This window comes from Streptomyces sp. NPDC029152 (assembly GCF_055564355.1).
In genome coordinates this window covers 234,243-256,794 of record NZ_JBVHWR010000009.1, presented here as the reverse complement: position 1 = coordinate 256,794, position 22,552 = coordinate 234,243, and the positions used below count along the sequence as shown (strand labels likewise).

At 74.9% G+C, this 22,552-nt stretch carries 18 protein-coding genes and 1 pseudogene; 11 read left to right on the top strand and 8 right to left on the bottom strand.

Going from position 1 to position 22,552, the window contains the following annotated elements:
• Positions 1-22: 22 nt before the first annotated feature.
• The 4 genes from ACZ4V6_RS21045 to ACZ4V6_RS21030 all read left to right on the top strand — a co-directional run bounded on the left by ACZ4V6_RS21045 (position 23) and on the right by ACZ4V6_RS21030 (position 4,066).
• Positions 23-937 carry a 2-hydroxy-3-oxopropionate reductase gene (locus ACZ4V6_RS21045; RefSeq protein WP_467829482.1) on the top strand — a complete coding sequence of 305 codons (915 nt, stop codon included), beginning with the start codon at positions 23-25 and terminating at the stop codon, positions 935-937.
• Between the two features lie 177 nt (positions 938-1,114).
• Positions 1,115-2,578 (top strand): catalase, encoded by a 1,464-nt coding sequence (locus ACZ4V6_RS21040; protein ID WP_467829480.1) that lies wholly within the window; start codon positions 1,115-1,117, stop codon positions 2,576-2,578.
• A gap of 502 nt (positions 2,579-3,080) precedes the next feature.
• Positions 3,081-3,326 (top strand): hypothetical protein, encoded by a 246-nt coding sequence (locus tag ACZ4V6_RS21035; protein WP_107481879.1) that lies wholly within the window; start codon positions 3,081-3,083, stop codon positions 3,324-3,326.
• 101 nt (positions 3,327-3,427) lie between these two features.
• Positions 3,428-4,066 carry a TIGR04222 domain-containing membrane protein gene (locus ACZ4V6_RS21030; RefSeq protein WP_467829478.1) on the top strand — a complete coding sequence of 213 codons (639 nt, stop codon included), beginning with the start codon at positions 3,428-3,430 and terminating at the stop codon, positions 4,064-4,066.
• A gap of 78 nt (positions 4,067-4,144) precedes the next feature.
• Here ACZ4V6_RS21030 and gcl read toward each other — a convergent pair whose 3' ends face one another.
• Positions 4,145-5,929, bottom strand: coding sequence for a glyoxylate carboligase (gene gcl, locus ACZ4V6_RS21025; protein WP_467829476.1), 1,785 nt, complete (start codon positions 5,927-5,929; stop codon positions 4,145-4,147).
• Between the two features lie 185 nt (positions 5,930-6,114).
• On the opposite strand from gcl, the gene ACZ4V6_RS21020 reads away from it, so the two are divergent.
• Positions 6,115-6,801: a hypothetical protein gene (locus tag ACZ4V6_RS21020; RefSeq protein WP_467829474.1), complete on the top strand. Its 687-nt coding sequence runs from the start codon at positions 6,115-6,117 to the stop codon at positions 6,799-6,801.
• An 18-nt stretch (positions 6,802-6,819) separates the two neighbouring features.
• Here ACZ4V6_RS21020 and ACZ4V6_RS21015 read toward each other — a convergent pair whose 3' ends face one another.
• Entirely contained in the window at positions 6,820-8,433 is a 1,614-nt protein-coding gene (locus ACZ4V6_RS21015; RefSeq protein ID WP_467829472.1) for an AMP-binding protein, read from the bottom strand.
• Positions 8,430-10,103 carry an AMP-binding protein gene (locus ACZ4V6_RS21010; protein WP_467829469.1) on the bottom strand — a complete coding sequence of 558 codons (1,674 nt, stop codon included), beginning with the start codon at positions 10,101-10,103 and terminating at the stop codon, positions 8,430-8,432. The genes ACZ4V6_RS21015 and ACZ4V6_RS21010 overlap by 4 nt, the downstream gene beginning before the upstream one ends.
• A 124-nt stretch (positions 10,104-10,227) precedes the next feature.
• Here ACZ4V6_RS21010 and ACZ4V6_RS21005 point away from each other — a divergent pair, with 124 nt between their 5' ends.
• Together ACZ4V6_RS21005 and ACZ4V6_RS21000 are read left to right on the top strand one after the other, a co-directional pair.
• Entirely contained in the window at positions 10,228-11,067 is an 840-nt protein-coding gene (locus ACZ4V6_RS21005; RefSeq protein ID WP_467829467.1) for a helix-turn-helix transcriptional regulator, read from the top strand.
• A 290-nt stretch (positions 11,068-11,357) separates the two neighbouring features.
• Positions 11,358-14,180: an AAA family ATPase gene (locus ACZ4V6_RS21000; protein ID WP_467829465.1), complete on the top strand. Its 2,823-nt coding sequence runs from the start codon at positions 11,358-11,360 to the stop codon at positions 14,178-14,180.
• Between the two features lie 219 nt (positions 14,181-14,399).
• On the opposite strand, the gene ACZ4V6_RS20995 is transcribed toward ACZ4V6_RS21000, so the two are convergent.
• Positions 14,400-15,236 (bottom strand): alpha/beta fold hydrolase, encoded by an 837-nt coding sequence (locus tag ACZ4V6_RS20995; protein ID WP_467829462.1) that lies wholly within the window; start codon positions 15,234-15,236, stop codon positions 14,400-14,402.
• Positions 15,237-15,628: 392 nt separating this feature from the next.
• Here ACZ4V6_RS20995 and ACZ4V6_RS20990 point away from each other — a divergent pair.
• Positions 15,629-15,796: pseudogene (locus ACZ4V6_RS20990) on the top strand (trypsin-like serine protease); the annotation flags it as partial.
• Between the two features lie 122 nt (positions 15,797-15,918).
• On the opposite strand, the gene ACZ4V6_RS20985 reads toward ACZ4V6_RS20990, so the two are convergent.
• Positions 15,919-17,025 carry a winged helix DNA-binding domain-containing protein gene (locus tag ACZ4V6_RS20985; protein WP_467829460.1) on the bottom strand — a complete coding sequence of 369 codons (1,107 nt, stop codon included), beginning with the start codon at positions 17,023-17,025 and terminating at the stop codon, positions 15,919-15,921.
• Between the two features lie 376 nt (positions 17,026-17,401).
• On the opposite strand from ACZ4V6_RS20985, the gene ACZ4V6_RS20980 reads away from it, so the two are divergent.
• From ACZ4V6_RS20980 to ACZ4V6_RS20970, 3 genes are all read left to right on the top strand, one after another.
• Entirely contained in the window at positions 17,402-18,130 is a 729-nt protein-coding gene (locus tag ACZ4V6_RS20980) for an MgtC/SapB family protein (protein WP_467829457.1), read from the top strand.
• 114 nt (positions 18,131-18,244) lie between these two features.
• Complete coding sequence (locus tag ACZ4V6_RS20975; RefSeq protein ID WP_467829455.1) at positions 18,245-19,132, top strand: polysaccharide pyruvyl transferase family protein; 888 nt, start codon at positions 18,245-18,247, stop codon at positions 19,130-19,132.
• A 56-nt stretch (positions 19,133-19,188) separates the two neighbouring features.
• A complete protein-coding gene (locus ACZ4V6_RS20970) occupies positions 19,189-19,497 on the top strand; it encodes a DUF3040 domain-containing protein (RefSeq protein WP_077797557.1) in 309 nt (102 codons plus the stop codon).
• A 79-nt stretch (positions 19,498-19,576) separates the two neighbouring features.
• Here ACZ4V6_RS20970 and ACZ4V6_RS20965 read toward each other — a convergent pair whose 3' ends face one another.
• The 3 genes from ACZ4V6_RS20965 to ACZ4V6_RS20955 all read right to left on the bottom strand — a co-directional run bounded on the left by ACZ4V6_RS20965 (position 19,577) and on the right by ACZ4V6_RS20955 (position 22,415).
• The gene (locus tag ACZ4V6_RS20965) at positions 19,577-20,473 is read right to left on the bottom strand and encodes a glycosyltransferase family 2 protein (RefSeq protein WP_467829452.1); all 897 of its coding nucleotides are present in this window, start codon (positions 20,471-20,473) and stop codon (positions 19,577-19,579) included.
• Entirely contained in the window at positions 20,470-21,315 is an 846-nt protein-coding gene (locus tag ACZ4V6_RS20960; protein WP_467829658.1) for a glycosyltransferase family 2 protein, read from the bottom strand. The genes ACZ4V6_RS20965 and ACZ4V6_RS20960 overlap by 4 nt, the downstream gene beginning before the upstream one ends.
• A gap of 119 nt (positions 21,316-21,434) precedes the next feature.
• Positions 21,435-22,415: a glycosyltransferase family 9 protein gene (locus ACZ4V6_RS20955; RefSeq protein WP_467829656.1), complete on the bottom strand. Its 981-nt coding sequence runs from the start codon at positions 22,413-22,415 to the stop codon at positions 21,435-21,437.
• Positions 22,416-22,552 lie beyond the last annotated feature (137 nt).

Here is a 22,552-nt window from a genome sequence, read left to right as displayed (position 1 = left end):
TTCTTTTCGAGAGGCACCCATCATGAGCAACCCCGCCGACTCCTCCCGCCCCGCCCGCCCGACGATCGCCTGGATCGGCCTCGGCATCATGGGCTCCCCCATGTCCGAGAACCTGATCAAGGCGGGTTACCAGGTCACGGGCTTCACGCTGGAGCAGGAGAAGCTGGACCGCCTGGCCGCCGCCGGCGGCACCGCGGCCGGCTCGATCGCCGAGGCCGTGCGCGACGCCGACGTCGTCATCACCATGGTGCCCGCGTCGCCGCAGGTCGAGGCCATCGCCTACGGCCCCGACGGCATCCTGGAGAACGCGAGGTCCGGCGCGCTGCTGATCGACATGTCCTCGATCACCCCGCAGACCTCCGTGGACCTCGCGAAGGCCGGCAAGGACAAGGGCATCCGCGTCCTGGACGCCCCCGTCTCCGGTGGCGAGGCCGGTGCGATCGAGGCCGTCCTGTCCATCATGGTCGGCGGCGAGCAGGCCGACTTCGACGAGGCCAAGCCGATCCTGGAGGCCCTCGGCAAGACCATCGTGCTGTGCGGTCCGCACGGCTCGGGCCAGACCGTGAAGGCCGCCAACCAGCTCATCGTCGCCGTGAACATCCAGGCGTGCGCCGAGGCCGTGGTCTTCCTGGAGAAGTCGGGCGTGGACCTGAAGGCCGCCCTCGACGTCCTCAACGGCGGTCTGGCCGGCTCGACCGTGCTGACCCGGAAGAAGGACAACTTCCTGGCCCGCGACTTCAAGCCGGGCTTCCGCATCGACCTGCACCACAAGGACATGGGCATCGTCACCGACGCCGCCCGCAACGTCGGCGCCGCGCTGCCGGTGGGCGCCGTGGTCGCCCAGCTGGTCGCCTCGCTGCGCGCCCAGGGCGACGGCGGCCTGGACCACTCGGCCCTGCTGCGGGCCGTGGAGCGCCTCTCCGGCGCCCAGGTCTGACGCACCCTCCCGAGACCTCCGGGCGGCGCCGCCGCTGACACCTGTCCTGTCGCGCCCGAGCGGCGGCGCCGCCCGGAAACCCCTCTTCAACAAAGTGTTGACGTGCTCAGCACCCCAAATCTAGGCTCCACGAAGCGGAAACAGTTTTCCGCTGACCCCTCGCACGGAAGGTCCCCGATGTCGCAGCGCGTGCTCACGACAGAGTCCGGCGCCCCGGTCGCCGACAATCAGAACTCCGCCTCCGCCGGCATCGGCGGCCCGCTCCTGATCCAGGACCAGCACCTGCTGGAGAAGCTCGCCCGCTTCAACCGCGAGCGCATCCCGGAGCGCGTCGTGCACGCCCGCGGCTCCGGCGCCTACGGCCACTTCGAGGTGACCGACGACGTCACCGACTACACGCACGCCGACTTCCTGAGCACCGTCGGCAAGCGCACCGAGGTCTTCCTGCGCTTCTCCACCGTGGCCGACTCGCTCGGCGGCGCGGACGCGGTCCGCGACCCGCGCGGCTTCGCGGTGAAGTTCTACACCGAGGAGGGCAACTACGACCTCGTCGGCAACAACACCCCGGTGTTCTTCATCAAGGACCCGATCAAGTTCCCCGACTTCATCCACTCGCAGAAGCGCGACCCCTTCTCGGGCCGGCAGGAGCCGGACAACGTCTGGGACTTCTGGGCGCACTCCCCCGAGGCCACGCACCAGGTGACCTGGCTGATGGGCGACCGCGGCATCCCGGCGTCCTACCGCCACATGGACGGCTTCGGCTCGCACACCTACCAGTGGACGAACGCCAAGGGCGAGTCCTTCTTCGTCAAGTACCACTTCAAGACGGACCAGGGCATCCGCTGCCTGACCGCCGACGAGGCCGCGAAGCTCGCGGGCGAGGACCCGACCTCGCACCAGACCGACCTGGTGCAGGCCATCGAGCGGGGCGTGTACCCGTCCTGGACGCTGCACGTGCAGCTGATGCCGGTGGCCGAGGCGGCGAACTACCGCTTCAACCCGTTCGACGTGACCAAGGTGTGGCCGCACGGCGACTACCCGCTGCGCCGCGTGGGCCGGCTGGTCCTCGACCGCAACCCGGACAACGTCTTCGCCGAGGTCGAGCAGGCCGCTTTCTCCCCGAACAACTTCGTTCCGGGCATCGGCCCCTCCCCCGACAAGATGCTCCAGGGCCGCCTGTTCGCCTACGCGGACGCGCACCGCTACCGCCTGGGCGTCAACCACACCCAGCTCGCGGTGAACGCCCCGAAGGCCGTGCCCGGCGGCGCGAACAACTACGGCCGCGACGGCTTCATGGCGTCCAACTCCCAGGGCCGCGCCGCCAAGAACTACGAGCCGAACTCGTACGACGGCCCGGTCGAGACCGGCCGCCCGCTGGCCGCGCCGCTCGCGGTCTCCGGCCACACCGGCACCCACGAGGCGCCGCTGCACACCAAGGACGACGACTTCTTCCAAGCCGGTGAGCTGTACCGCCTGATGTCCGAGGACGAGAAGAAGCGCCTGATCGCGAACATCGCCGGCGGCCTGTCCCAGGTCTCCCGCAATGACGTGGTCGAGAAGAACCTCGCGCACTTCCACGCCGCCGACACGGAGTACGGCAAGCGCGTGGAGGAGGCGGTCCGCGCCCTGCGCGAGGACTGACCCACCAGCTCGCCCACGGGACTTGACGGGGAGGTCAAGACCGTGTGGGCGGCCCGCGCAGGCATCGGAACGGCCCGGATGAGGGGTGGCCGCCCGGTGCCGGCGCGGGCAGGGCGAGGACCGCGGCGGCCTGCGAGCCAGTGCGGTGGTGAAGGGCCCGGGACTTCTCCTACGACCTGAGGGGAGGAGTCACCCGGACCCGTCGTGAGCCGCCGCGGTCCCAGCCACTCGCCTCCGGCGGCCCGAAGGGCCGCCAGGCACCACAGACTCCGTCCGGCGGCGCGAACGACCTGTCGCGCCCAGCCTCGCGCCGTCGGACGGGAACCACCCGGAAAAACCCTCCCCACCCAGAAAACCCTCACCGGGCCGAGAGGCGCCGGATGCGGACGGTCCCGCATCCGGCGCCTTTCCGTGTCCGGTGCTTCCGCGCGTCCGGTGCGTTCGCGTGCCTCCGCCACGGCCCCGGGGTGCGGGTGTCCCCCGGGCGCAGCAGGCTGGAGTCATGGCACATCCACCGGAGCATCCCCCCGTCGTGGTCCGCCCCGCGGCCCTGGACGGCTCCCGCCGGGTCACCTCGGGCGAGGAGACGCTCGGGGTCGCCTCGCACCTCGACGACGTCGCCGAGATCCTGCGGCTGGCCGACCTGTACGTGACCGACGTCGCGACCAGCGACCTCGTCGAGTGGCAGGGCGGCGGCCCCGACGACTGGCCGGGACTGCACGAGCATCACGAGCCCCACGGGAGCTGAAGGCGGGGAGGTTTCCCTCAAGTCTTCCTCCGAGAACGCGGCCGCACGCTTGAACCACCCCCCGCGCCGGGCACATCCCCGGGCACACGGGGGGTGAGCCGATGGACAGGGGCACGGACATCGGGTGGGAGCCGCACGAGATCGCGCTGCTCGGCGGCGGGCCGCGAGCCGCCGTCACGGTGGCGGTGGTCGCCCTGCACCTGCGGGGCGCCGTCGAGACCGGCCCGCGCAGGACGCTGTGCGCGACGGGGCCGGAGCCGGAGGGGCTGGGCCCGTTCGAGGGGACCGTCCTGGACTGTCTGTGCGAGCCGCTCACCGTTCGCGAGCTGGTCCGGCATCCGGACGTGCGCCTGGCGCTGGCCCTGGCGCGCATCCCGCTCGCGGAGGACGGGCTGCTGCGCTACCCCCGGCTGGGACCGACCCGCGGCGCCCGCCGCCGCGTGGCGTTCTGGCGGGAGCGGTACCCGCTGCCGGCGGCCAGGCACGGGCTGTCGGACCAGGACACGCTGCTCGCGGTCGCCCTGCACGGCGATGCCGCCCTGCGCCTGCTCCTGCCGCGCTTCGCGCTGCGGGCCGGGCTGACGGACCCGGGCGCCCCGGCCGAGGGGGTGCGCTTCCCGCTCGGCCGGGGCCGGTTCCTCCGGTGGCGCGACGAGTACGAGGACTCGGTCCCGGACGACCGGTCCGCGGACCACGTGGACCCTGCGGGCGGCTGCGGCTCGGGGGGCGGCGGGGACTGAACGGCCCCGGACACGCGCGAGGGCGGTCCGTCGGGATGACGGACCGCCCTCGGCCGACGGCCGTGCAGGTCGTACGGGTCAGACCTTCAGCGTCCGGATCGCCGTCGGGGCGTGCCCCGGCTCGGTCGCCAGCTCCTCGAACTCCACGACGTTGCTGATGTCGTTGGTGCCCGACATGGAGATGTTGGTGACGCGCTCCAGGATCGCCTCGACGATCACCGGCACCTGGTGCTCGGCGGCGAGCTTCTTGGCCTGCTCCAGGGCGGCGCCCAGCTCGTTCGGGTCGGTCACCCGGATCGCCTTGCAGCCCAGGCCCTCGGCGACCTTGACGTGGTCGACGCCGTAGACGCCGAGCTCGGGCGAGTTGATGTTCTCGAACTCCAGCTTGACCTGGAAGTCGATGTCGAACGCCCGCTGCGCCTGGCGGATCAGGCCGAGGTAGGAGTTGTTCACCAGGACGTGGACGTAGGGGATCTTGTGCTGCGCGCCGACGGCCAGTTCCTCGATCATGAACTGGAAGTCGTAGTCGCCGGAGAGCGCCACGACCTGGGCCTCGGGGTCGGCCTTGGCGACGCCGAGCGCGGCCGGAACGGTCCAGCCGAGGGGGCCGGCCTGACCGCAGTTGATCCAGTGCCGCGGCCGGTAGACGTGCAGCATCTGGGCGCCGGCGATCTGGGAGAGGCCGATGGTGGAGACGTACCGGGTCTCCGGGCCGAAGGCCTTGTTCATCTCCTCGTAGACGCGCTGCGGCTTGATCGGGATGTCGTCGAAGTGCGTACGGCGCTGGAGGCTCGCCTTGCGCTCCTGCGCGGAGGCGGCCCACGCGGAGCGGTCGGGCAGCTTCCCGGCCGCCTTCAGCTCCTTGGCGACCTCGACGAACAGCTCCAGCGCGGCCTTGGCGTCGGAGGCGATGCCGTAGTCCGGGGCGAAGATCTTGCCGATCTGGGTGGGCTCGACGTCGACGTGGACGAACTTCCGCCCGGCCGTGTAGACGTCCAGCTTGCCGGTGTGGCGGTTGGCCCAGCGGTTGCCGATGCCGAGGACGAAGTCCGACTCCAGGAAGGTCGCGTTGCCGTAGCGGTGCGAGGTCTGCAGGCCGACCATGCCCGCGTTCAGCTCGTGGTCGTCGGGCAGCAGGCCCCAGCCCATCAGGGTCGGCACGACCGGGGTGCCGGTCAGCTCGGCGAACTCCACGAGGAGGTCGGCGGCGTCGGCGTTGATGACACCGCCGCCGGCCACGATCAGCGGGCGCTCGGCGGCGTTGAGCATGCCGATCGCCTTCTCGATCTGGGCGCGGGACGCGGCCGGCTTGTAGACCGGGAGCGGCTCGTAGGTCTCGGGGTCGAACTCGATCTCCGTCAGCTGGACGTCGATCGGCAGGTCGATCAGGACCGGGCCGGGACGGCCGGAGCGCATGAGGTGGAACGCCTGCTGGAAGACGCCGGGGACCTGCGCGGCCTCCAGGACGGTGACCGCCATCTTGGTCACCGGCTTGGCGATGGAGGCGATGTCGACGGCCTGGAAGTCCTCCTTGTGGATCACCGCGGTCGGCGCCTGGCCGGTGATGCACAGGATCGGGATCGAGTCGCCGATCGCCGAGTACAGGCCGGTGATCATGTCGGTGCCGGCCGGCCCGGAGGTGCCGATGCAGACGCCGATGTTGCCGGCGTGGGTGCGGGTGTAGCCCTCGGCCATGTGCGAGGCGCCCTCGACGTGCCGGGCGAGGGTGTGGTTGACGCCGCCGGATGCCTTGAGCGCCGCGTAGAAGGGGTTGATCGCCGCGCCCGGCACACCGAACGCGTCGGTGACGCCCTCGCGCTTGAGGATCTCAACTGCCGCTCGGGCAGCGGTCATACGAGCCATCGAGTACTCCTGCTCCGGCTGCCGGATTCGCACTCCCGTCGCGCCCCGCGGTGAGTCGTTCCGTAGCTTTTCCGTATAGCGAAATATGATTTCTACGATCTGGAAGTAATCTAAGGGGGCGGCAGGGGGCCGTCAAGAGACCGGGATCGCCAAGACGCGGACAGGACGGGGGTGTCCGGAGGACGATGGGGGTCATGTCCGGGACCATCTCGGTGTGCTGCGCCGCCTGCGGGCGCCGGCACCGCTACACGGCACCGTCCTATCCGTGCGCGTGCGGCACGCCCGTCGCCCCGGTGCTGGATCCCCGCGGGAGCCCGACGGTGGTCACCCACCGGGTCTGGGACGAGGAGTGGATCGGCGTGCGCTGCACGGCCTGCGGGACCGAGGGCCGGTGGCCGCGCCCGGAACTGGGCTGTCCGTGCGGGACGGTGCTGTGCGTACCGCTGGACCGGACGGCCGCGGGCCGCGCCGGGCGGCCGCCCGGCTCACGGGTCCCGGCCCACCGGGCCGTCCCGGTCCGCACGGCCCGCGACGCGGTCACCGCCACCGTCCTGTACCTGCGCGGCCTCGGCCACCGGGACGTGCGCCGCGCCGGCCGGCGGCCGCCGTCCGGGACCGGGCCGGCCGCGCCGGGGATCGTGGTCCGGGTGGACCCGACGACGGTCCCGGTCCCGGTGCGGGACGTGGAGTGCCTGTGGCTGACGGCCATGGCGGAGTCCGCGCGGGGCCTGTGCTTCTCCCTCGCCGGCTACACCGACGACGCCCTCGCCCGCGCCGGGCTCCTGGAGCTCGCGCTGTTCGTCCTCGACCCCTCGGGCACGGCCCGCCCCGTCAACGCGCCGGCCGTGGCGCTGGACGCCACGGCCGGCTGAACTCCGTTCGCGCGGTACCTAGTCGCCGTAGGTCTCCCGCAGCTCGATCTTGCGCACCTTCCCGGAGACGGTCATCGGGAAGGCGTCCATGTTCCGCACCCGGCTCGGCACCTTGTAATGGGCCAGCCGCCCCTCGCAGTAGGCGCGCAGCTCCTCCGGGGTGAGCGGGTCGGCCGCGTCGCGCGGGATGACGCAGGCGAGGACCTCCTCGCCGTAGCGCTCGTGCGGTACGCCGACGACCTGGACGTCCGCGATCTTCGGGTGGCCGTGGAGGAACTCCTCGACCTCGCGCGGGTAGATGTTCTCGCCACCCCGGATGATCATGTCCTTGATGCGGCCGACGATCTCCACGTAGCCGTCCTCGCGCATCACCGCGAGGTCCCCGGTGTGCATCCAGCGGCCCCGGTCGATCGCCTCGGCGGTCCTCTCCGGCTCGTCCCAGTAGCCGAGCATCACGCTGTAGCCGCGGGTGCGCAGCTCGCCGGCCTCACCGCGGGGAACGGTCACGCCGGTCACCGGGTCGACGACCTTCACCTCGATGTGCGGCAGCACCCGGCCCACGGTGCCGGTGCGGTGTTCGAGGTCGTCGTCCATGCGGGTCTGCAGGGAGACCGGGGACGTCTCGGTCATGCCGTAGCAGATGGAGACCTGTTCCATGTGCATCTCGGCGACCACCCGCTTCATCACCTCCACCGGACAGGGCGAGCCCGCCATGATGCCGGTGCGGAGGGAGGAGAGGTCGTACGAGGCGAAGTCCGGGTGGTTCAGCTCCGCGATGAACATCGTCGGGACGCCGTACAGGGACGTGCACCGCTCCTGCCGCACCGCCTCCAGCGTCGCCGCCGGCTCGAAGGACGGGGCCGGGATGACGATGCAGGCGCCGTGGGAGGTGGCGCCCAGGTTTCCCATGACCATGCCGAAGCAGTGGTAGAAGGGGACGGGCAGGCAGATCCGGTCCTGCTCCGTGTAGCCGACCGTACGGCCCACCCAGTAGCCGTTGTTGAGGATGTTGTGGTGGGAGAGGGTGGCGCCCTTGGGGAAACCGGTCGTGCCCGAGGTGTACTGGATGTTGACCGGGTCGTCGCAGCTCAGCTCGGCGGCCACCGCGGCCGCTCGCTCCCGCGGCACCGAGGCGGCACCCGCGGTCAGCGCGTCCCAGGACCGGTCGCCGATGTAGACGGTCTCGCGCAGCGCGGGGCACCGGCCGCGGACCTCGTCCACGATCGCCCGGTAGTCGCTGCTCTTGTGGGCGAGCGAGGCGACGAGCACGCTGATCCCGGACTGCTTGAGCACGTACTCCAGCTCGTGGGCGCGGTACGCCGGATTGACGTTCACCATGATGGCGCCGATGCGGGCGGTGGCGTACTGCACGAGGACCCACTCGGGGCAGTTGACCGCCCAGATGCCGACCCGGTCGCCCTTGGCGACGCCCTTCGCCAGCAGCCCGCGCGCCACCTCGTCGACGGCGGCGCCGAACTCGGCGTAGGTCCAGCGCCGTCCGGACGGCACGTCGACCAGGGCCTCGCGGCCGGGGTGGGCGGCGATCGTCCGGTCGAGGTTGGCGCCGATGGTGTCGCCGAGGAGGGGGATCTCGCTGGTGCCGTGGGCGTAGGACAGCGCGGTCGCGGTCACCGGAAGTCCTCCTCGCGGTACTCGTCCCGCGAGCCGGCCGCCGTGGCCTCGCGCAGCTCGATGCGGCGGATCTTGCCGGACACGGTCTTGGGCAGCTCGCCGAACTCCAGGCGGCGGACGCGCTTGTAGGGGGCGAGGACCTCGCGGGAGTGCTCGAAGAGGACCTTCGCGGTGTCCGGGCCCGGCTCCCAGCCCGCCGCCAGGACGACGTACGCCTTCGGCACCGCGAGCCGCAGTTCGTCGGGGGCCGGCACGACCGCCGCCTCGGCGACCGCCTCGTGCTCCAGCAGGGCGCTCTCCAGCTCGAAGGGACTGATCTTGTAGTCGCTGGCCTTGAACACGTCGTCGGCCCGGCCCACGTAGGTGAGGTAGCCGTCGGCGTCGCGGGCGCCGATGTCGCCGGTGCGGTAGTAGCCGCCGGCCATGGCCTCGGCGGTGCGGCCGGGGTCGCCGTGGTAGCCGGTCATCAGGCCGACGGGGCGTTCGGACAGGTCGAGGGCGATCTCGCCCTCGTCGGCGCCGGGGGCGCCGGTGACCGGGTCGAGGAGTTCGACGCGGTAGCCGGGGCTGGGACGGCCCATGGAACCGGTCTTCAGCACCTGGCCCGGGCTGTTGGACACCTGCACGGCGGTCTCGGTCTGGCCGAAGCCGTCCCGGATGGTCACGCCCCAGGCCCGGCGGACCTGCTCGATGACCTCCGGGTTCAGCGGCTCACCGGCCGCGACGACCTCGCGCGGCGGGGTGGCGAGCTGGGACAGGTCGGCCTGGATGAGCATGCGCCACACCGTCGGCGGCGCGCAGAACGTCGTCACCCCGGCCCGGTCCATCTCGGCCATCAGCCGGGCCGCGTCGAACCGGGTGTAGTTGTGCAGGAAGACGGTCGCCTCGGCGTTCCACGGCGCGAACAGGTTCGACCAGGCGTGCTTGGCCCAGCCGGGCGAGGAGATGTTCAGGTGCACGTCACCCGGCTTCAGGCCGATCCAGTACATGGTCGCCAGGTGCCCGACGGGGTACGACACGTGGGTGTGCTCGACCAGCTTGGGGCGGGCGGTCGTGCCCGAGGTGAAGTACAGCATCAGCGGGTCGTCGGCGGCGGTGGGGCCGTCCGGGACGAACCCGGCGGCGGCCGCGGAGGCGTCCTCGTACGCCTGCCAGCCGGGGGCCGCGCCGCCGCCGACCGCGACGCGCGTGTAATCGCCGGGCACGTCGTCGAACTTGCCGGTGTCCCCGGCCCGCGCGATCACGTGCCGCACCCGGCCGCGGTCGACGCGGTCGCGCAGGTCGGCCGGGCCCAGCAGGGTGGTGGCCGGGATGACCACGGCGCGCAGCTTCATCGCCGCCAGGGCGGTCTCCCACAGCTCGACCTGGTTGCCGAGCATCACGAGGATGCGGTCCTCGGCGCGGACGCCCCGCTCGCGCAGCCAGTTCGCGACGCGGTCGGACCGGGCGGACATCTCCGCGAAGGAGACGCGGACCTCGGAGCCGTCCTCCTCCACGATGTGCAGCGCCGTGCGCTCGTTGCCCTCGGCGATGACGTCGAACCAGTCCAGCGCCCAGTTGAAGTACTGGGGGCGGGGCCAGGTGAAGCCCTCGTAGGCGGTGGCGTAGTCCTCACGGTGTTCCAGCAGGAAATCACGGGCGCTGCGGAACAGCTCGGTCGCCGTCGTCATCTGTCCTCCTCGGTGCCGGACCATTGCCGGGCGGCTCTCTGCCATCGTTTACTCCGTGATACAGGTCTCACCACCCCCGAACGGGGGTGGGCGCGACGGAACCGGCCGCGAAGGGGTGGGCGCAGTGGCGGTGGAGGTGGCCGAGACGGCGGAGATCCGTGGCGCGCTGGTACGGCTGCGGCGCGCCACCGGACTGCCGGTCGCCTTCGGCGGACTGGTGGAGTCCGGCCGGCGACAGGTGCGCATCAGCGAGCTGAGCGGCACCGCGACGGCCGCGCTCAGCGCCCTCGCGGTGACCTCCGGCAACGGCCTGGGCGGCAAGGCCGTCGCGCTGTCCCGGCCGTGCGCCGTCACGGACTACTCCGTCTCCCGGCAGATCAGCCACGAGTACGACCTCCCCGTCGCCGCCGAGGGCCTGCGCTCGGTGGTGGCGGTGCCGGTGGTCGTACGCCGCCGGGTGCGCGGGGTGCTCTACGGCGCCCTGCGCACGGCCCGGCCGCTGGGCGACCGGACCCTGAGCGCGGCCGTGGAGGCGGCACGGGACGTGGAACAGGCGCTGTTGCTGCGGGACGAGGCGGGCGAGCTGCTGGCCGCGGCCCGGCGGCCGGAGCCGGCGCGCGGCCCGGCGGACCCCGCGGCGTGGGAGCAGGTGCGGGAGGCGCACGCGGCGCTGCGGGCGCTGGCGCCGAGGATCACGGACCCGGCACTGCGGGAGGAGCTGCTGCGCGCGTGCGGGATGCTCGCCGCGGGCGGAGGGTCCGCCGGCGGGGTGCGGCTGGCTCCGCGCGAGGTGGACGTCCTGGCGTGCGTGGCCGCCGGGGCGACGAACGCCGCGGCGGCGGAGCGGCTGGGGGTGGGCCCGGAGACGGTGAAGGGGTACCTGCGGTCGGCCATGCGCAAGCTGGGCGCCCGCACCCGCGGCGAGGCGGTCGTCGCCGCGCGCCGGGCGGGATGGCTGCCGTAGCCGTCCGGCACCGGCGAGGGGCGTGCGGGGACGTTCCCGGGGCCCGCACGGCGTCGTGCGTCCGCGGGTCCGCCGTGGCCGGTCGCGCGGCCCCCGCCTTCCCGGTGCACGGGTACGGGCTCCCGGCGGAGCGGAGCGGGAACCGGCCCGCCCGGCGGCGGGCATTCCGGGGCCTTTTGTATTCTGTGTTCACCGCCTTGTCGTTTTCCTCACTTTCCCGCCCTCCCTTCGTTCATTGCCCCGATGCCTAATATTGGCCGGGACACGACACTCTGAGGGGAGCGGTCACCGTGCGACGGGACTTCACGGAGCCTGCCGGGTGCCGCTCCGACCTGGTCATCGGCCGGGAGGCACCGTTCGGCGCGGCCCGTGAGCAGCTCGCCCGAGGGGGCAGCGTGCTCCTGCACGGCCCCGCCGGAATCGGAAAGTCGACCGTGCTGCGGACACTGGCCGCCGAATGTGCCCGCACGACGCGCACCGTGTTGCGCTGTTCGGCCACGGAGTCCGAATCCCACCTTCCCTTCCTCGCCCTCGCCGACCTCCTCGGCCCGGTGCTGGACGAGGTGTCCGGCGCCCTGCCCGCCGCGCAGCGCACCGCGCTGGAGTCGGCGCTCACGGGCCGCGGCGAGTCCACGCTCCAGCGCGACGGGCTCGCGCTGCGCCTGGCCGTGCTGTCCGCGCTGCGCGCGCTCGCCGCCGAGGGCCCCGTCCTCGTCGTCGCCGACGACCGGCAGTGGCTGGACCCGGCCAGCACCGAGCTGCTCGGCTTCGCCGCCCGCCGCCTGGGCGACACGCCGGTGCGGCTGCTGTGCGCGGTGCGGACCGACGGCCAGGAGTACGGCCACGAGTACGACCGCCACCTGCGGGCCTCCCCGCCGGACACGCGGGCGGTACGCCTGGAGCCGCTGACCCTGGCCCAGGTGACGGCACTGCTCGGCCGGCGCGGCTTCTCCGGCCTGCCCCGTTCCACGGTCCGCGAGATCCACCGCACCAGCGGCGGCAACCCGCTGTTCGCGCTGGAGCTGGGCCGCGCCCTGGCCGAGAGCCCGACCCCGCCCCGGCCGGGCGAGCCGCTGCCGGTGCCGACCTCGCTGCGCGCGCTGGTGCTCAACCGCCTGGAGATGCTGTCGGAGGAGGCCCGCCGCACCCTGCTGGTGGCCAGCGCGGGCGCCCGGCCCACCCCGGCCCTGCTGCACGCGGCCGGCCGGACCGACGCGGAGGCCGAGACCGCGCAGGCCGCCGAGCTGGGTCTGCTGGCGAGCGACCCGGAGGACCCGGCCGTACGGTTCGCGCATCCGCTGATCTCGGCCGCGCTGTACGCCGAGGCCCCGGCGCCGGAACGGCGGGCCGCGCACGCCGCGCTGTCCACGGCGGCGTCCGACCCGATCGAGCGCGCCCGGCACCTGGCCCTGGCGACCACCGGCACCGACCCGGAGGTGGCGGCGCGGCTCGCCGAGGCCGCCGCGCTGGCCCGGGACCGCGGTGCGCCGTCGGTGGCCGCCTCGCTGGGTCTGCTGGCGGCCCGGCACACCCCGGCGGACGGCGGGCCGGGGCCGGACGAGCACCGGCTCCGGGCCGCCGAGGACGCGATCACCGCGGGCGAGGTGGACCTCGCCCGGGACGTCGCCCGCGAGGTGCTGACCCGGGCCACCGGACCGGGTGAGCGCGTGCGGGCCTGGATGGTGGTCATCGAGGCGGCGGGGCAGGCCATCGGCGACGTCGACGCCGTCTTCCCGCAGGCCCTCGCCGACGCGGGCGACGACCCCCGGCTGCTGGCCCTGGTCCACTACCAGCTGGCCTGGCGCGGCCTGGTGGTGCAGGGAGACTTCGCCCAGGGCCGCCAGGAGGCGGCGCACGCGGCCCGGCTGGCGGCGCGGGCCGGGGACCGCTCCACCGAGCTGCTCGCGCTCGCGTTCCAGGCCCAGGCCGAGACCCTGATGGGGCACCCGGACGCCCCCGTGACGATCGAACGGGCGCGGCAGGAGCCGCAGGACCCGCGGGTGGCGTGCCATCACAACGGGGCGGGTTCGACGCGGTTCCGCTGGCTGGTGATGAGCGACCGGCTCGCCGAGGCGCGCAGCACCGTCACCGCGCTGCTGCGCGAGGTGCGGCGGCGCGGCATGGCCGAGAGCGAGGTGCACTACCTGCGCTTCCTGTCCGAGACCGAACTGCACGCCGGGCACTGCGGCCGGGCCCTGGAACTGGCCCGGGAGAGCCTGACGCTGGCGCGGGACGCGGGCATCGGCGAGGGCGCGGGGGCGATGCAGGCGGCGCTCGCCGAGGCCGCGGGCGGGGACGTGGAGCGGGCGCTGTCGCTGGCGCGGGAGGCGGTGCGACGGGCCGAGGAGGACGGCGACGCCGTGTACCTCTCGCGCGCCCTGGCCGCGCTCGGCCACGCCCACCTGGTGGCGGGCGACGCCCCCGCGGCCGTGGAAGCGCTGCGCCGGGTACGGGGGCTGGAGGCCGGGGCGGGCATCACCGACCCGGCGCGCGGCCGGTGGCAGGGCGATCTCGCGGAGGCGCTGGTGCGGACCGGGCAGCCGGACGAGGCGCAGGAGGTCATCGAGGTGACGCGCGCGCACGCGCTGCGGCTGGGCCGCGGGAGCGTGCTGGCGGTGCTGGACCGGTCGGAGGCGCGGCTGCGGGCGGCGCGGGGCGAACACCGGGCGGCCGTCACGCGGTTGGTGTCGGCACGGGAACGGCTGGCCGAGCTCGGGTTCGGCCTGGAGGAGGCGCGGGCGGCGTTCGCACTGGCCCAGCTGCGGGCTCAGCGGCCGGGTCCGGTGTCGTACGACGAGGCGGCGCGGCTCTTCCGGCGCTGCCGGGCGCTGCCCTGGCTGCGGCGGGTGGAGGCGGCCGCCGCGGCGCGGACGGCCGCGGCCGCACCGGCCCCCGCACGGCCGGCCGCCGCTTTGGACTGCCTGGCGGGTCTGGCGTCGATGGAGCGTCAGGTGGCGTCGCTCGTCATGGAGGGCTCCACCAACCGGGAGATCGCCGCCCGTCTGTTCGTCAGCGTCAAGACGGTCGAGGCGACGCTCACCCGGGTCTACCGCAAGCTCGGGATCCGGTCCCGGGTCGACATCGTGAGACTGGCGGCGGGCGGGAAGGCCTAGCGGTGCTTCGGCATGCCGGGGGGACGGCCCGGGAGGGCGGCCCGTGCCAGGGCATGTTCACCGCCCTGGCCGCCCGGTACGGGCTCGCGAACACCTCCCGGGTGTGAGCGGCCCGGACGAACGCCCGCCCCCGCACCACCGCGTTCGCGGCCCTCGCCGTCCGGTTCCGGCCCTCACAGCCGGCATGTCCCGCCTCCGTCCCGCCGGTCGGCGCCGGGGCTACGCGCGGGCGGCGTCCGAGCGGAGGAAGGCGAGGACGAGCTCCACCACCCGGTCGGGGAACTGGTCGTGGGGGTAGTGTCCGGCACCCTCGATCATCTCGAGGCGGCCGAGGCCGGGCGGCAGGGCGTCGACGATCGCCGAGCCCTCGGCGTGCGGATCGGCCCAGTCGGGGTCGAGCGTGCCCATCACGACCAGGACCGGGCAGCGGACGGCCGCGAGCCGTGCGCCGGCGTCGACCGGGGCGCTGCGGCCCATGGCCTGCATGGCCTTCATCCGGCCGGGCTCGCGCAGCAGGGCGTCGATGCGGTCGAGCCGCTCGGCCCAGTCCGCCGGCCTGACGCCGGGGTAGGCCACCTCGAGGTACGAGCGCCACAGCGGCAGGCTGCCGAGCGCGCCCGCGCCGAGCAGCCGCAGCATGCCCCGCCTGAAGCGCTCGACCCGCAGGTCGCCGAGGCGGACCGACTGCTTGCGGGTGAAGGGCGCCAGCTCGACGACCGCGGTGACCAGCGAGGGCTCCTGCGCGGCGGCGATGGTGGCGGCGCCGCCGGAGACCGAGTGGCCGACGACGACGGCCGGCCCGCCCAGGTGCCGGATCACGGCGAGCAGGTCGCCGGCGATGTCGGTGCGGCTCCAGGCCGGCCAGCCGACGCTGGACTCGCCGCAGCCGCGCAGGTCGACGGCGGCGACCCGGTGGCCCGCCTCGACCAGGGCGGGGACCACGGCGCGGTAGGCGGCGCGGCTGTCGCCCATGCCGTGGGCGAGGACGACGAGGGGGCCGGTGCCCGCCACCTCGTATGCGATCGTGCCGCCGTCGACGGCAAGGTACTCGGTCATGGCATCCCCCGGCTCCGAATGGCTAACGTTGTTAGCTTGAAGCTAATGTCGTTAGCCGACCCTGTCAAGGAGGTCCTCCCAGCCCGTCGGCGCGTCCGGGCACGCGGCGGATCCGGATGCCGGGCAGGGGGTTCGGCCGGGGCCGATCGAGGGTTTTCCCTGTCCGGTTCCCCTAGGGGCTTCCCCCATTGGGCCGCCGACGCCGCCGGTCCTAGCGTGAGGACGTGCCGCTCGCCCGGGCATACGGGGGTCTGTCCCGAGACCCCCGTGCTCACCCCCCACGCCCGCGCGACCCCCCACCGGCGATCTTGAGGAGGCTCATGTCCGGGTCCACCCGCGCCAGACCGGCCACCGCCGCACCGCCGGTCGCGCCCGGCGCCGGACGCGCCTTTGGCGACATGGACACCTGCCAGGGCGTCAGCGGCGGGCCCCTGCTCAACGGGGGACGCCCTGGCAGGGATCACTTCCCGGGGCGAGGGCCGCGCCCGAGCCGGCCGCCCGGGGTCTGCTCCCGGCCGGCCGCCTCCTCGGACCCGGTGACCGCGCGGGTCACCGCCTGACCCCGCCCCAGCAGGACTCCTGAGTGGCCCTCAGGAGCGAGACCGGGGGGCGTTGCGAGCCACCACGAGCGGCCCGCAGCGCCCCCTCTCCATGCCCGGCGGTCGCCGGACGGCGCCGCCGGTCAGCCGCGCACGGTCCCGAACCGGATGTCGTACGCCTCCCCCGGGTGCATCGTCGTCAGCATCCGCTCCCCCTCGGCCACGACCTCGGCCCGCTGCGCCCTGGTGAGCCGGCCGAACGCCTCGACGACGAGGGCGCCGTCCCCGAGCTTCCACAGTCCGGCCACGAAGCCGTCGACGAGGAGGACGCGGTACGCCAGGTTCCCCCGCCAGGTGCGGCCCTTGTGCTCCGGCGGGACCAGGCGGGTGCGGTCGGCGTGGGAGAGGAGCAGGTTGTCGAACTCGGGCAGGAAGCGCGGCGGGGCCGGGACGTCCGGGCCGGGGCGGGGCGCGTCGGGCAGGTCGAACAGTTCGGTGCCGTCCGGGGCCCGGAAGGTGAGGAGCCGGGGGCGGAGCCGTTCGAAGGCGTCCCGCAGCCGGGTCAGCCCGGCCCAGGTCTGCATGTCCTTCACGGATGCCGGTCCGAAGGCGGCGAGGTAGCGCAGCACGGTGCCGTCCGGTGCCGGCACCGGCTGCGCGGAGCGCCCGAACCAGTGCTCGGCGGTGGTGAGCGTGACCTGGCCGCCGCGGCCCCACAGTCCGCGCGGGGTCACCTGCACGAGCGGGAGCCGGCAGCGCGCGGCGACGGCCAGGGCCTGCGGGTCGGCGTCGGGCCACTCGGTGAGCAGTGCCCGGCGCAACTGCCCCATGGTGTGCGGCTCTGCCTCCACCAGCTCGCGTGCGACGACGGCGAGCCGGTCCAGGTCGACACCCGCCAGTCCCTTGCGGAAGGCCCCCAGCTCGCGGTCCCGGGCGGCCTGCACCAGCGGGCGCAGGGTCAGGCAGTCGTCGGCGGTGTGGGTGTGGATGGTCGAGCGCAGGGTGACGATGCGGGCGACCCGGCGGCCGGCCATCGGAGCGGAGAGGTCCTCGGGGCCGAAGCCGTCGAGGCGGGCGGCGAGCGCGTAGTACGGGGGCTTCACGTTCTGGGCCTGGAGTCCGACGAGGTGCGCGACCGCGTCCTCGGCGGACACCGGCGCGCGGCGCAGCAGCAACTGCCGGGCGAGCGTGGCGCGGTTGAGCGCGCGGATGCCGAGCACGGGGGCCGTCGTGGGTGCCTTGGGCGTCATGCCGTGCACGGTAGCGGCGTCGCGGCCGGCCCCCCTCCCCCCCAGCGGGCCCCCCCCCGGCACCCCGGAGACAGACGGGGGGGCGGAAGGGGGCCCAGTTGGGCGGGGGAGCGGTCCTGGGGGGGGGGTGTGGTGTGGGGGAGAGGGCGGGTGCGGGGAAGGGGGGCTGGTGTGGTTTCTTGGGGCGCCATCTCGTACACGGCGCCCCCCCCCCCCCCCCCCCCCCCCCGCGCCCCCGGGCCCGCGCCGGGCACCCGGGGGCCGGACGGCGGGCCGGACGGGTGCCCGGTGGGCCGGCGGAGCGGTCCTGGGGGATGATCGCGAAGAGGGCCGGCCCGTGCGGGAACGACGGGATCGCGAGCGAGGGAGGCCGCGGATGCGTGAGCTGGCGGTGTCGCTGTGGGACGTGGGCAACGGGCAGGGGCTGCGTCAGCTGGCCGAGCTGGGACTGGCCCTGCTGCTGTCCAGCCTGATCGGCTGGGAGCGCGAGGCCCAGCAGAAGAGCGCGGGGCTGCGTACCCACACCCTGGTCGGCGTGGCCAGCGCGCTGATGATGGAGATCTCCCAGCACGGCTTCTCCGGCGTGCTGGGCATGGACGGCGTCTCCCTCGACCCGTCCCGGGTGGCGGCCCAGATCGTCTCCGGGATCGGCTTCATCGGCGGCGGCCTGATCTTCGTACGGCGCGACGCGGTGCGGGGGCTGACGACCGCGGCGACCATCTGGCTGACCTGCGCGGTCGGCATGGCCTGCGGCGGGGGGCTGCCGGTCCTGGCCCTGGCGACCACCGCGCTGCACTTCGTGGTCGTGCGCGGCTATCCGGCCCTGGCCTCCCGCATCGCGAAGGAGACGGCCACCACGGTGGAGATCCGGCTGACCTACCTGACCGGCCGGGCGCTGCTGCCGCAGCTGATGGAGACGTGCACGCGGCGCGGGTTCCGCATCCTGCGGGTGACCGCCGACCGGCTGCCGGGCCGTACGGACCCGGCCGCCCGGGTCCTGCTGCGGCTGGAGGGGACCGGGGACGCGGTGCGGCTGACCTCCGACCTGTTCCACGCCGAGGGCGTGATCGACGCCGACATGAACGCGGCCGCCGAGGAGGAGTAGCCGAACGGGGGACACGACGGTTCCCCTCCGGCCGGGCGGGCACCCGGTGCCACTGTGCAGCGACCACACGCACCGAACGGACGTGACGGCCGGGTCCGGCGGGACCGCGCGCTGGTGACCGGCTGGTTCAGCTTCCCGGACGGGGAGGCGACCGCCGGGGACGTACTCGCCCTGCGCCGGGTGGAGGAGGTGCTGCGGGGCGCGGGACTGCCCCACGACGTCGTGTGGAGCCCAGGATTCCGGGCGGACGCGCTGCACTTCGCGGACGTGGACCCGGCGCACTGGACGCACCTGGTGTTCGTGTGCGGGCCGGCGCACGGGCCGCAGGTCGAGGAGTTGCACCGGCGGTTCGCCCACTGCGTGCGGATCGCGGTCGGCGTCTCCGTCGTGGACCCCGGCTCCCCGGCCGTCACCGGCTTCGACCGCGTCCTGGCCCGGGACGCCGCCGGCACCACGCCGACCCCGGACCTCGCGGCCCGCGCCCCCGCCCTGCCCGCCCGGCCCGTCGTCGGCGTGGTGCTCACGCACGGCCAGCACGAGTACGGGGCCCGGCGGCGGCACGGACGGGTCGCCGCCGGGGTGACGCGCTGGCTGGCCGACAAGGACTGCGCGCGCCTGGAGCTGGAGACCCGGCTGGACGCGCACGACTGGCGGCTGTGCGGCACGCCGGCCCAGCTGGAGGCCGTCCTGTCCCGGCTGGACCTGGTCGTCACCGACCGGCTGCACGGGCTGGTGCTGGCACTGCGGGCCGGGACGCCGGCGCTGGCGGTGGACCCGGTCGCGGGCGGCGCGAAGGTGACGGCGCAGGCCCGCACCTGCGGCTGGCCCGCGCTGGTGGCCGCCGAGCGGCTGGAGACGGACGTGCTGGAACGCTGGTGGCAGTGGTGCCTGGCCGACGGGCGGGAGGCCGCGCGGCGGATCGGCGCCGGGTTCCGGGCCGGGGCGCGACCGGACGGCGCCGACGGCCTCGTGGCGGCCCTGGGACTGCGGCCGGCCGGTTGACCCCGCCCGCGGGCGGGCACCCGGTGGTGGTCGGTCCGCGCCCAGGAGGAGACACCATGACCATCGACCGCCTCCCCGATCACGAACAGCGCATACTCGACCAGGTGGAACGGGCGTTGCGCCGCGACCGCCGGCTCGACCGGCAGCTGCGCACCCTGCGCCTGCGCCGCGGTCCCGACCTCACGCGTCTGGCGTCCTACCGCCCGCGCGCCCTGACGGTCGCTCTGCTGCTCACGCTGTCCGTCACCCTCATGGTGACCGGCATCGTCACCTCGGAACCCGCCGTGATCTGGGCGTTCGCCGTCGTATGGCCGCCCACGCTGTTCGCGGCGTTCCGGCTGCTGTGCCGGTGGTCACAGGGCTGAGGGTCCCTTCCCCCGTACGGCGCCGCACACGTGCCCGGCCTCCCGTCCCCTCGGCGGGGGGCCGGGCGCGTGCGGTTCCTCAGCCCGTGTAGCTGCGCGCCGTCGACGCGCGCTGGGCCGGCTCCAGGGCGCGCAGGCGCGCCTCCACCTCCGCGGGCAGCACCCGGCGCTCGCGCAGGATCCACGGCAGGGCGGCCGCCGCCTCGGCGAAGGCCCGCAGGGACGCGGTGTCGCGCGGGACGGTCCGGGCCAGGTGCAGGGTGCGGCGCAGGGCGTGTCCGGCCGGGCGGCGCAGCCAGGTGAACCACAGGGTGTTGCGGATGCCGTGCGCCCGCCGCAGCGTCGGGTCGCGCACGGTGGAGGGGTGGTGATGGATCGCCAGGTCGTCGTCGTACGTCAGCCACCAGCCGTCGGCGGCCAGGTCCGCGGCGAGGAGCTCCTCCTCGCCGCCCAGCCACAGCCGGGGGTGGAAGCCGCCCGCGGCCCGGAAGGCGTCGGTGCGCAGGACGGTCGCGGCGGCCAGGAACGAGCCGAGCGCGGGTCCCGGCAGCCAGTCCGGGCGGGGCACGGGGGAGTCGCGCAGCTCCGCGACGATCGGGTCCTCGGTGCCGTCCGGTTCGACGACGATGCGGGCGGTGACCGAGCCGACCGCGGGATGGCGGTCGAGCAGGTCGGCGGCCCCCGACAGCGAGCCCGGCGCCCACCAGGAGTCGTCGTCGCAGAAGGCCACGTACGGCGTGGTGACCTGTCGGACCGCCAGGTTCCGGCCGACGGCGCCGAGGTTGCGGCCGGGGCGCAGCAGCGTCACGTCCGGGTGGTGCCGGGCGACGGCGTCGGCCGTGCCGTCGGTGGAGCCGTTGTCGGTGACGATCACCGGGGGCCTCTCCGGCAGCTCGGTGAGACGGTCCAGCGTGCGCAGGAGTTCGGGGCGCCGGTTGTGGGTGATGACGACGACGGTCGTGCGGGGGTCCGTCATGAGGTCGCCTCCTCCAGGAGGCGGGCGCCCCGCTCCACGTGCGGGGGCAGGGGCCTGCGGGCGCGCAGGGCGGAGGGCAGGCGGGTGAGGGCCTCGTACAGGGCGCGGCGGGCGTGCGGGTCCCGGCGGGCCTCGGCGGCGAGGGCGCGGGTGCGGGCGAGGGCGTGCGGCAGGGGGCGGCGCAGCCAGGCGGTGAGGAGTTCGTTGCGCCGGACGACGGCCGGGCGGCCGGTGCGCGGGCCGGGGTCCGGGTGGTGGTGGGCGACGACCTCGGGGCAGTGCGCGACGCCCCAGCCGCGGGCGGCGAGGTCGTAGGCGAGGAGGGTCTCCTCGGCGCCGAAGAACAGCAGCGGGTGGTAGCCGCCGGCGTCGAGGTAGGCCTCGCGGCGGGCGACGGCGGCGCAGCCGAGGAAGCCGAGCACCTGGGTGCCGGGCAGGTCGGCGGCGGGGCCGAGGGGAGAGCCGGCGAGCACGTCGTTGAGCGGGTCGGGGTCCTCGGCGGGGCCGACGAGGGTGCGGGCGGAGAGCAGGCCGAGCCGCGGGTGCTCGTCGAACAGGCGGGCCGCCGCGGCGAGCGCGCCGGGGGCCCACCAGGAGTCGTCGTCGCTGAACGCCACGTAGGGCGTGCCGAGCGCGCGGACGCCGTGGGTGCGGGCGAGGGCTCCGCGGTTGAGGGGCAGGGCGAGGACGCGGACCCGGGGGAAGTCGCGGGCGAGCATCGCGCGGGTGTCGTCGGTGGAGGCGTTGTCGGCGACGAGGACCTCGGGCCGCTCGGGCAGCGCGAGCAGGTGGCGCAGGGTCACGGCGAGGCTCGCGGAGCGGTTGCGGGTGGCGATGACGATGCCGACGGGGGCGTGCCCCGCGGGGCCGGTGCGCGGTCGTTCGCGGGTGGCCGTCGCGGCGCGGCCGGCGCCGGCGGCCCGGTGCGCCGCGGGGCCGGGGCCGTGGGGGGTGCCGTGGTTCACGGTGCCTCGCAGAGGGCGTCCAGGGCGTCGAGCGCCGCGAGGACCTCGTCGGTGCCGATCCGCAGCAGCGCGGGGTCGGTCTCGCGGCCGTGCGGGTCGCCGTCCGGCCCGGGGTGCCACAGGGCGCGGTGGCGGGGGTGGTCCGGCGGGCCCCAGCGGCTGGGCGGGACGGGGCCGAAGAGGGTGACGGAGGGTACGGCGTGGGCGACGGCGAGGTGGGCGATGCCGGTGTCGCCGCTGACCACGGCGCGGGCGCCGGCCACCAGGGCGGAGAGCCGGTCGTGGGGCAGGCCGCCGGCGAACACGTCCGTGTCGGGGAGGTCGGCGAGCTTGGCGAGGCGGGCCACGAGGTCGCCCTCGTCCGCTCCCCCGGTGGCCACGACCCGCCGGCCGCGGGTGCGCAGGACGGCGGCGACGGCGGCGTACCGCTCGACGGGCCAGCACCGGGAGGGGGCACCCGCGCCCGGGTGCAGGACGATCGCGCCGGGCGCCGGGGAGGGCGTGTCCGGTCGGGGCAGGAGCAGGTCGGCGGGGTCGGCGTCGATGCCGTAGGCCGTCAGGAGCCGGCACCAGCGGTCGCGTTCGTGCTCGTCCGCGTACCAGGGCGGGCCGTCGACCTCCGGGGTCTCCGGGTGGGCGAACGCCATCAGCCTCAGCGGGCGCAGAGCCGTCAGCAGGCGGTGGCTGGGCGGTCCGTTGCCGTGCAGGTCGACGGCGACGTCGGGGGGCGGGCCGGTCCAGTCGAGGGTGCGGGGCACGGCCCGGCCGGGCTCGGCGGCGGGCAGCACCCGGTCCACGGCACCGGTCGCCGCGGCCACGGGCGCCAGCTCGGCGGGGGTGGCCAGCACCAGCTCGTGACCGGGGTACGCCCGGCGCAGGGCACGCAGCGCGGGCACGCCGGCGAGCAGGTCCCCGAGCCCGAGAGCGCGCAGGACGAGAACGCGGGGACGTGTCCCCGCCCCGGCCCCCCGGGACACCGGTCCGGCGGCGGGCGGGGGCGTGGACGCCCCGGGCACGGAACCGGCGGACGGCGGATGCACCGGATCCCCCGTCACCGGACCGCCCGCCGACGGCGAAGGCGCGAGACCTCCGGACGGCCGGGACCCCGGACCGC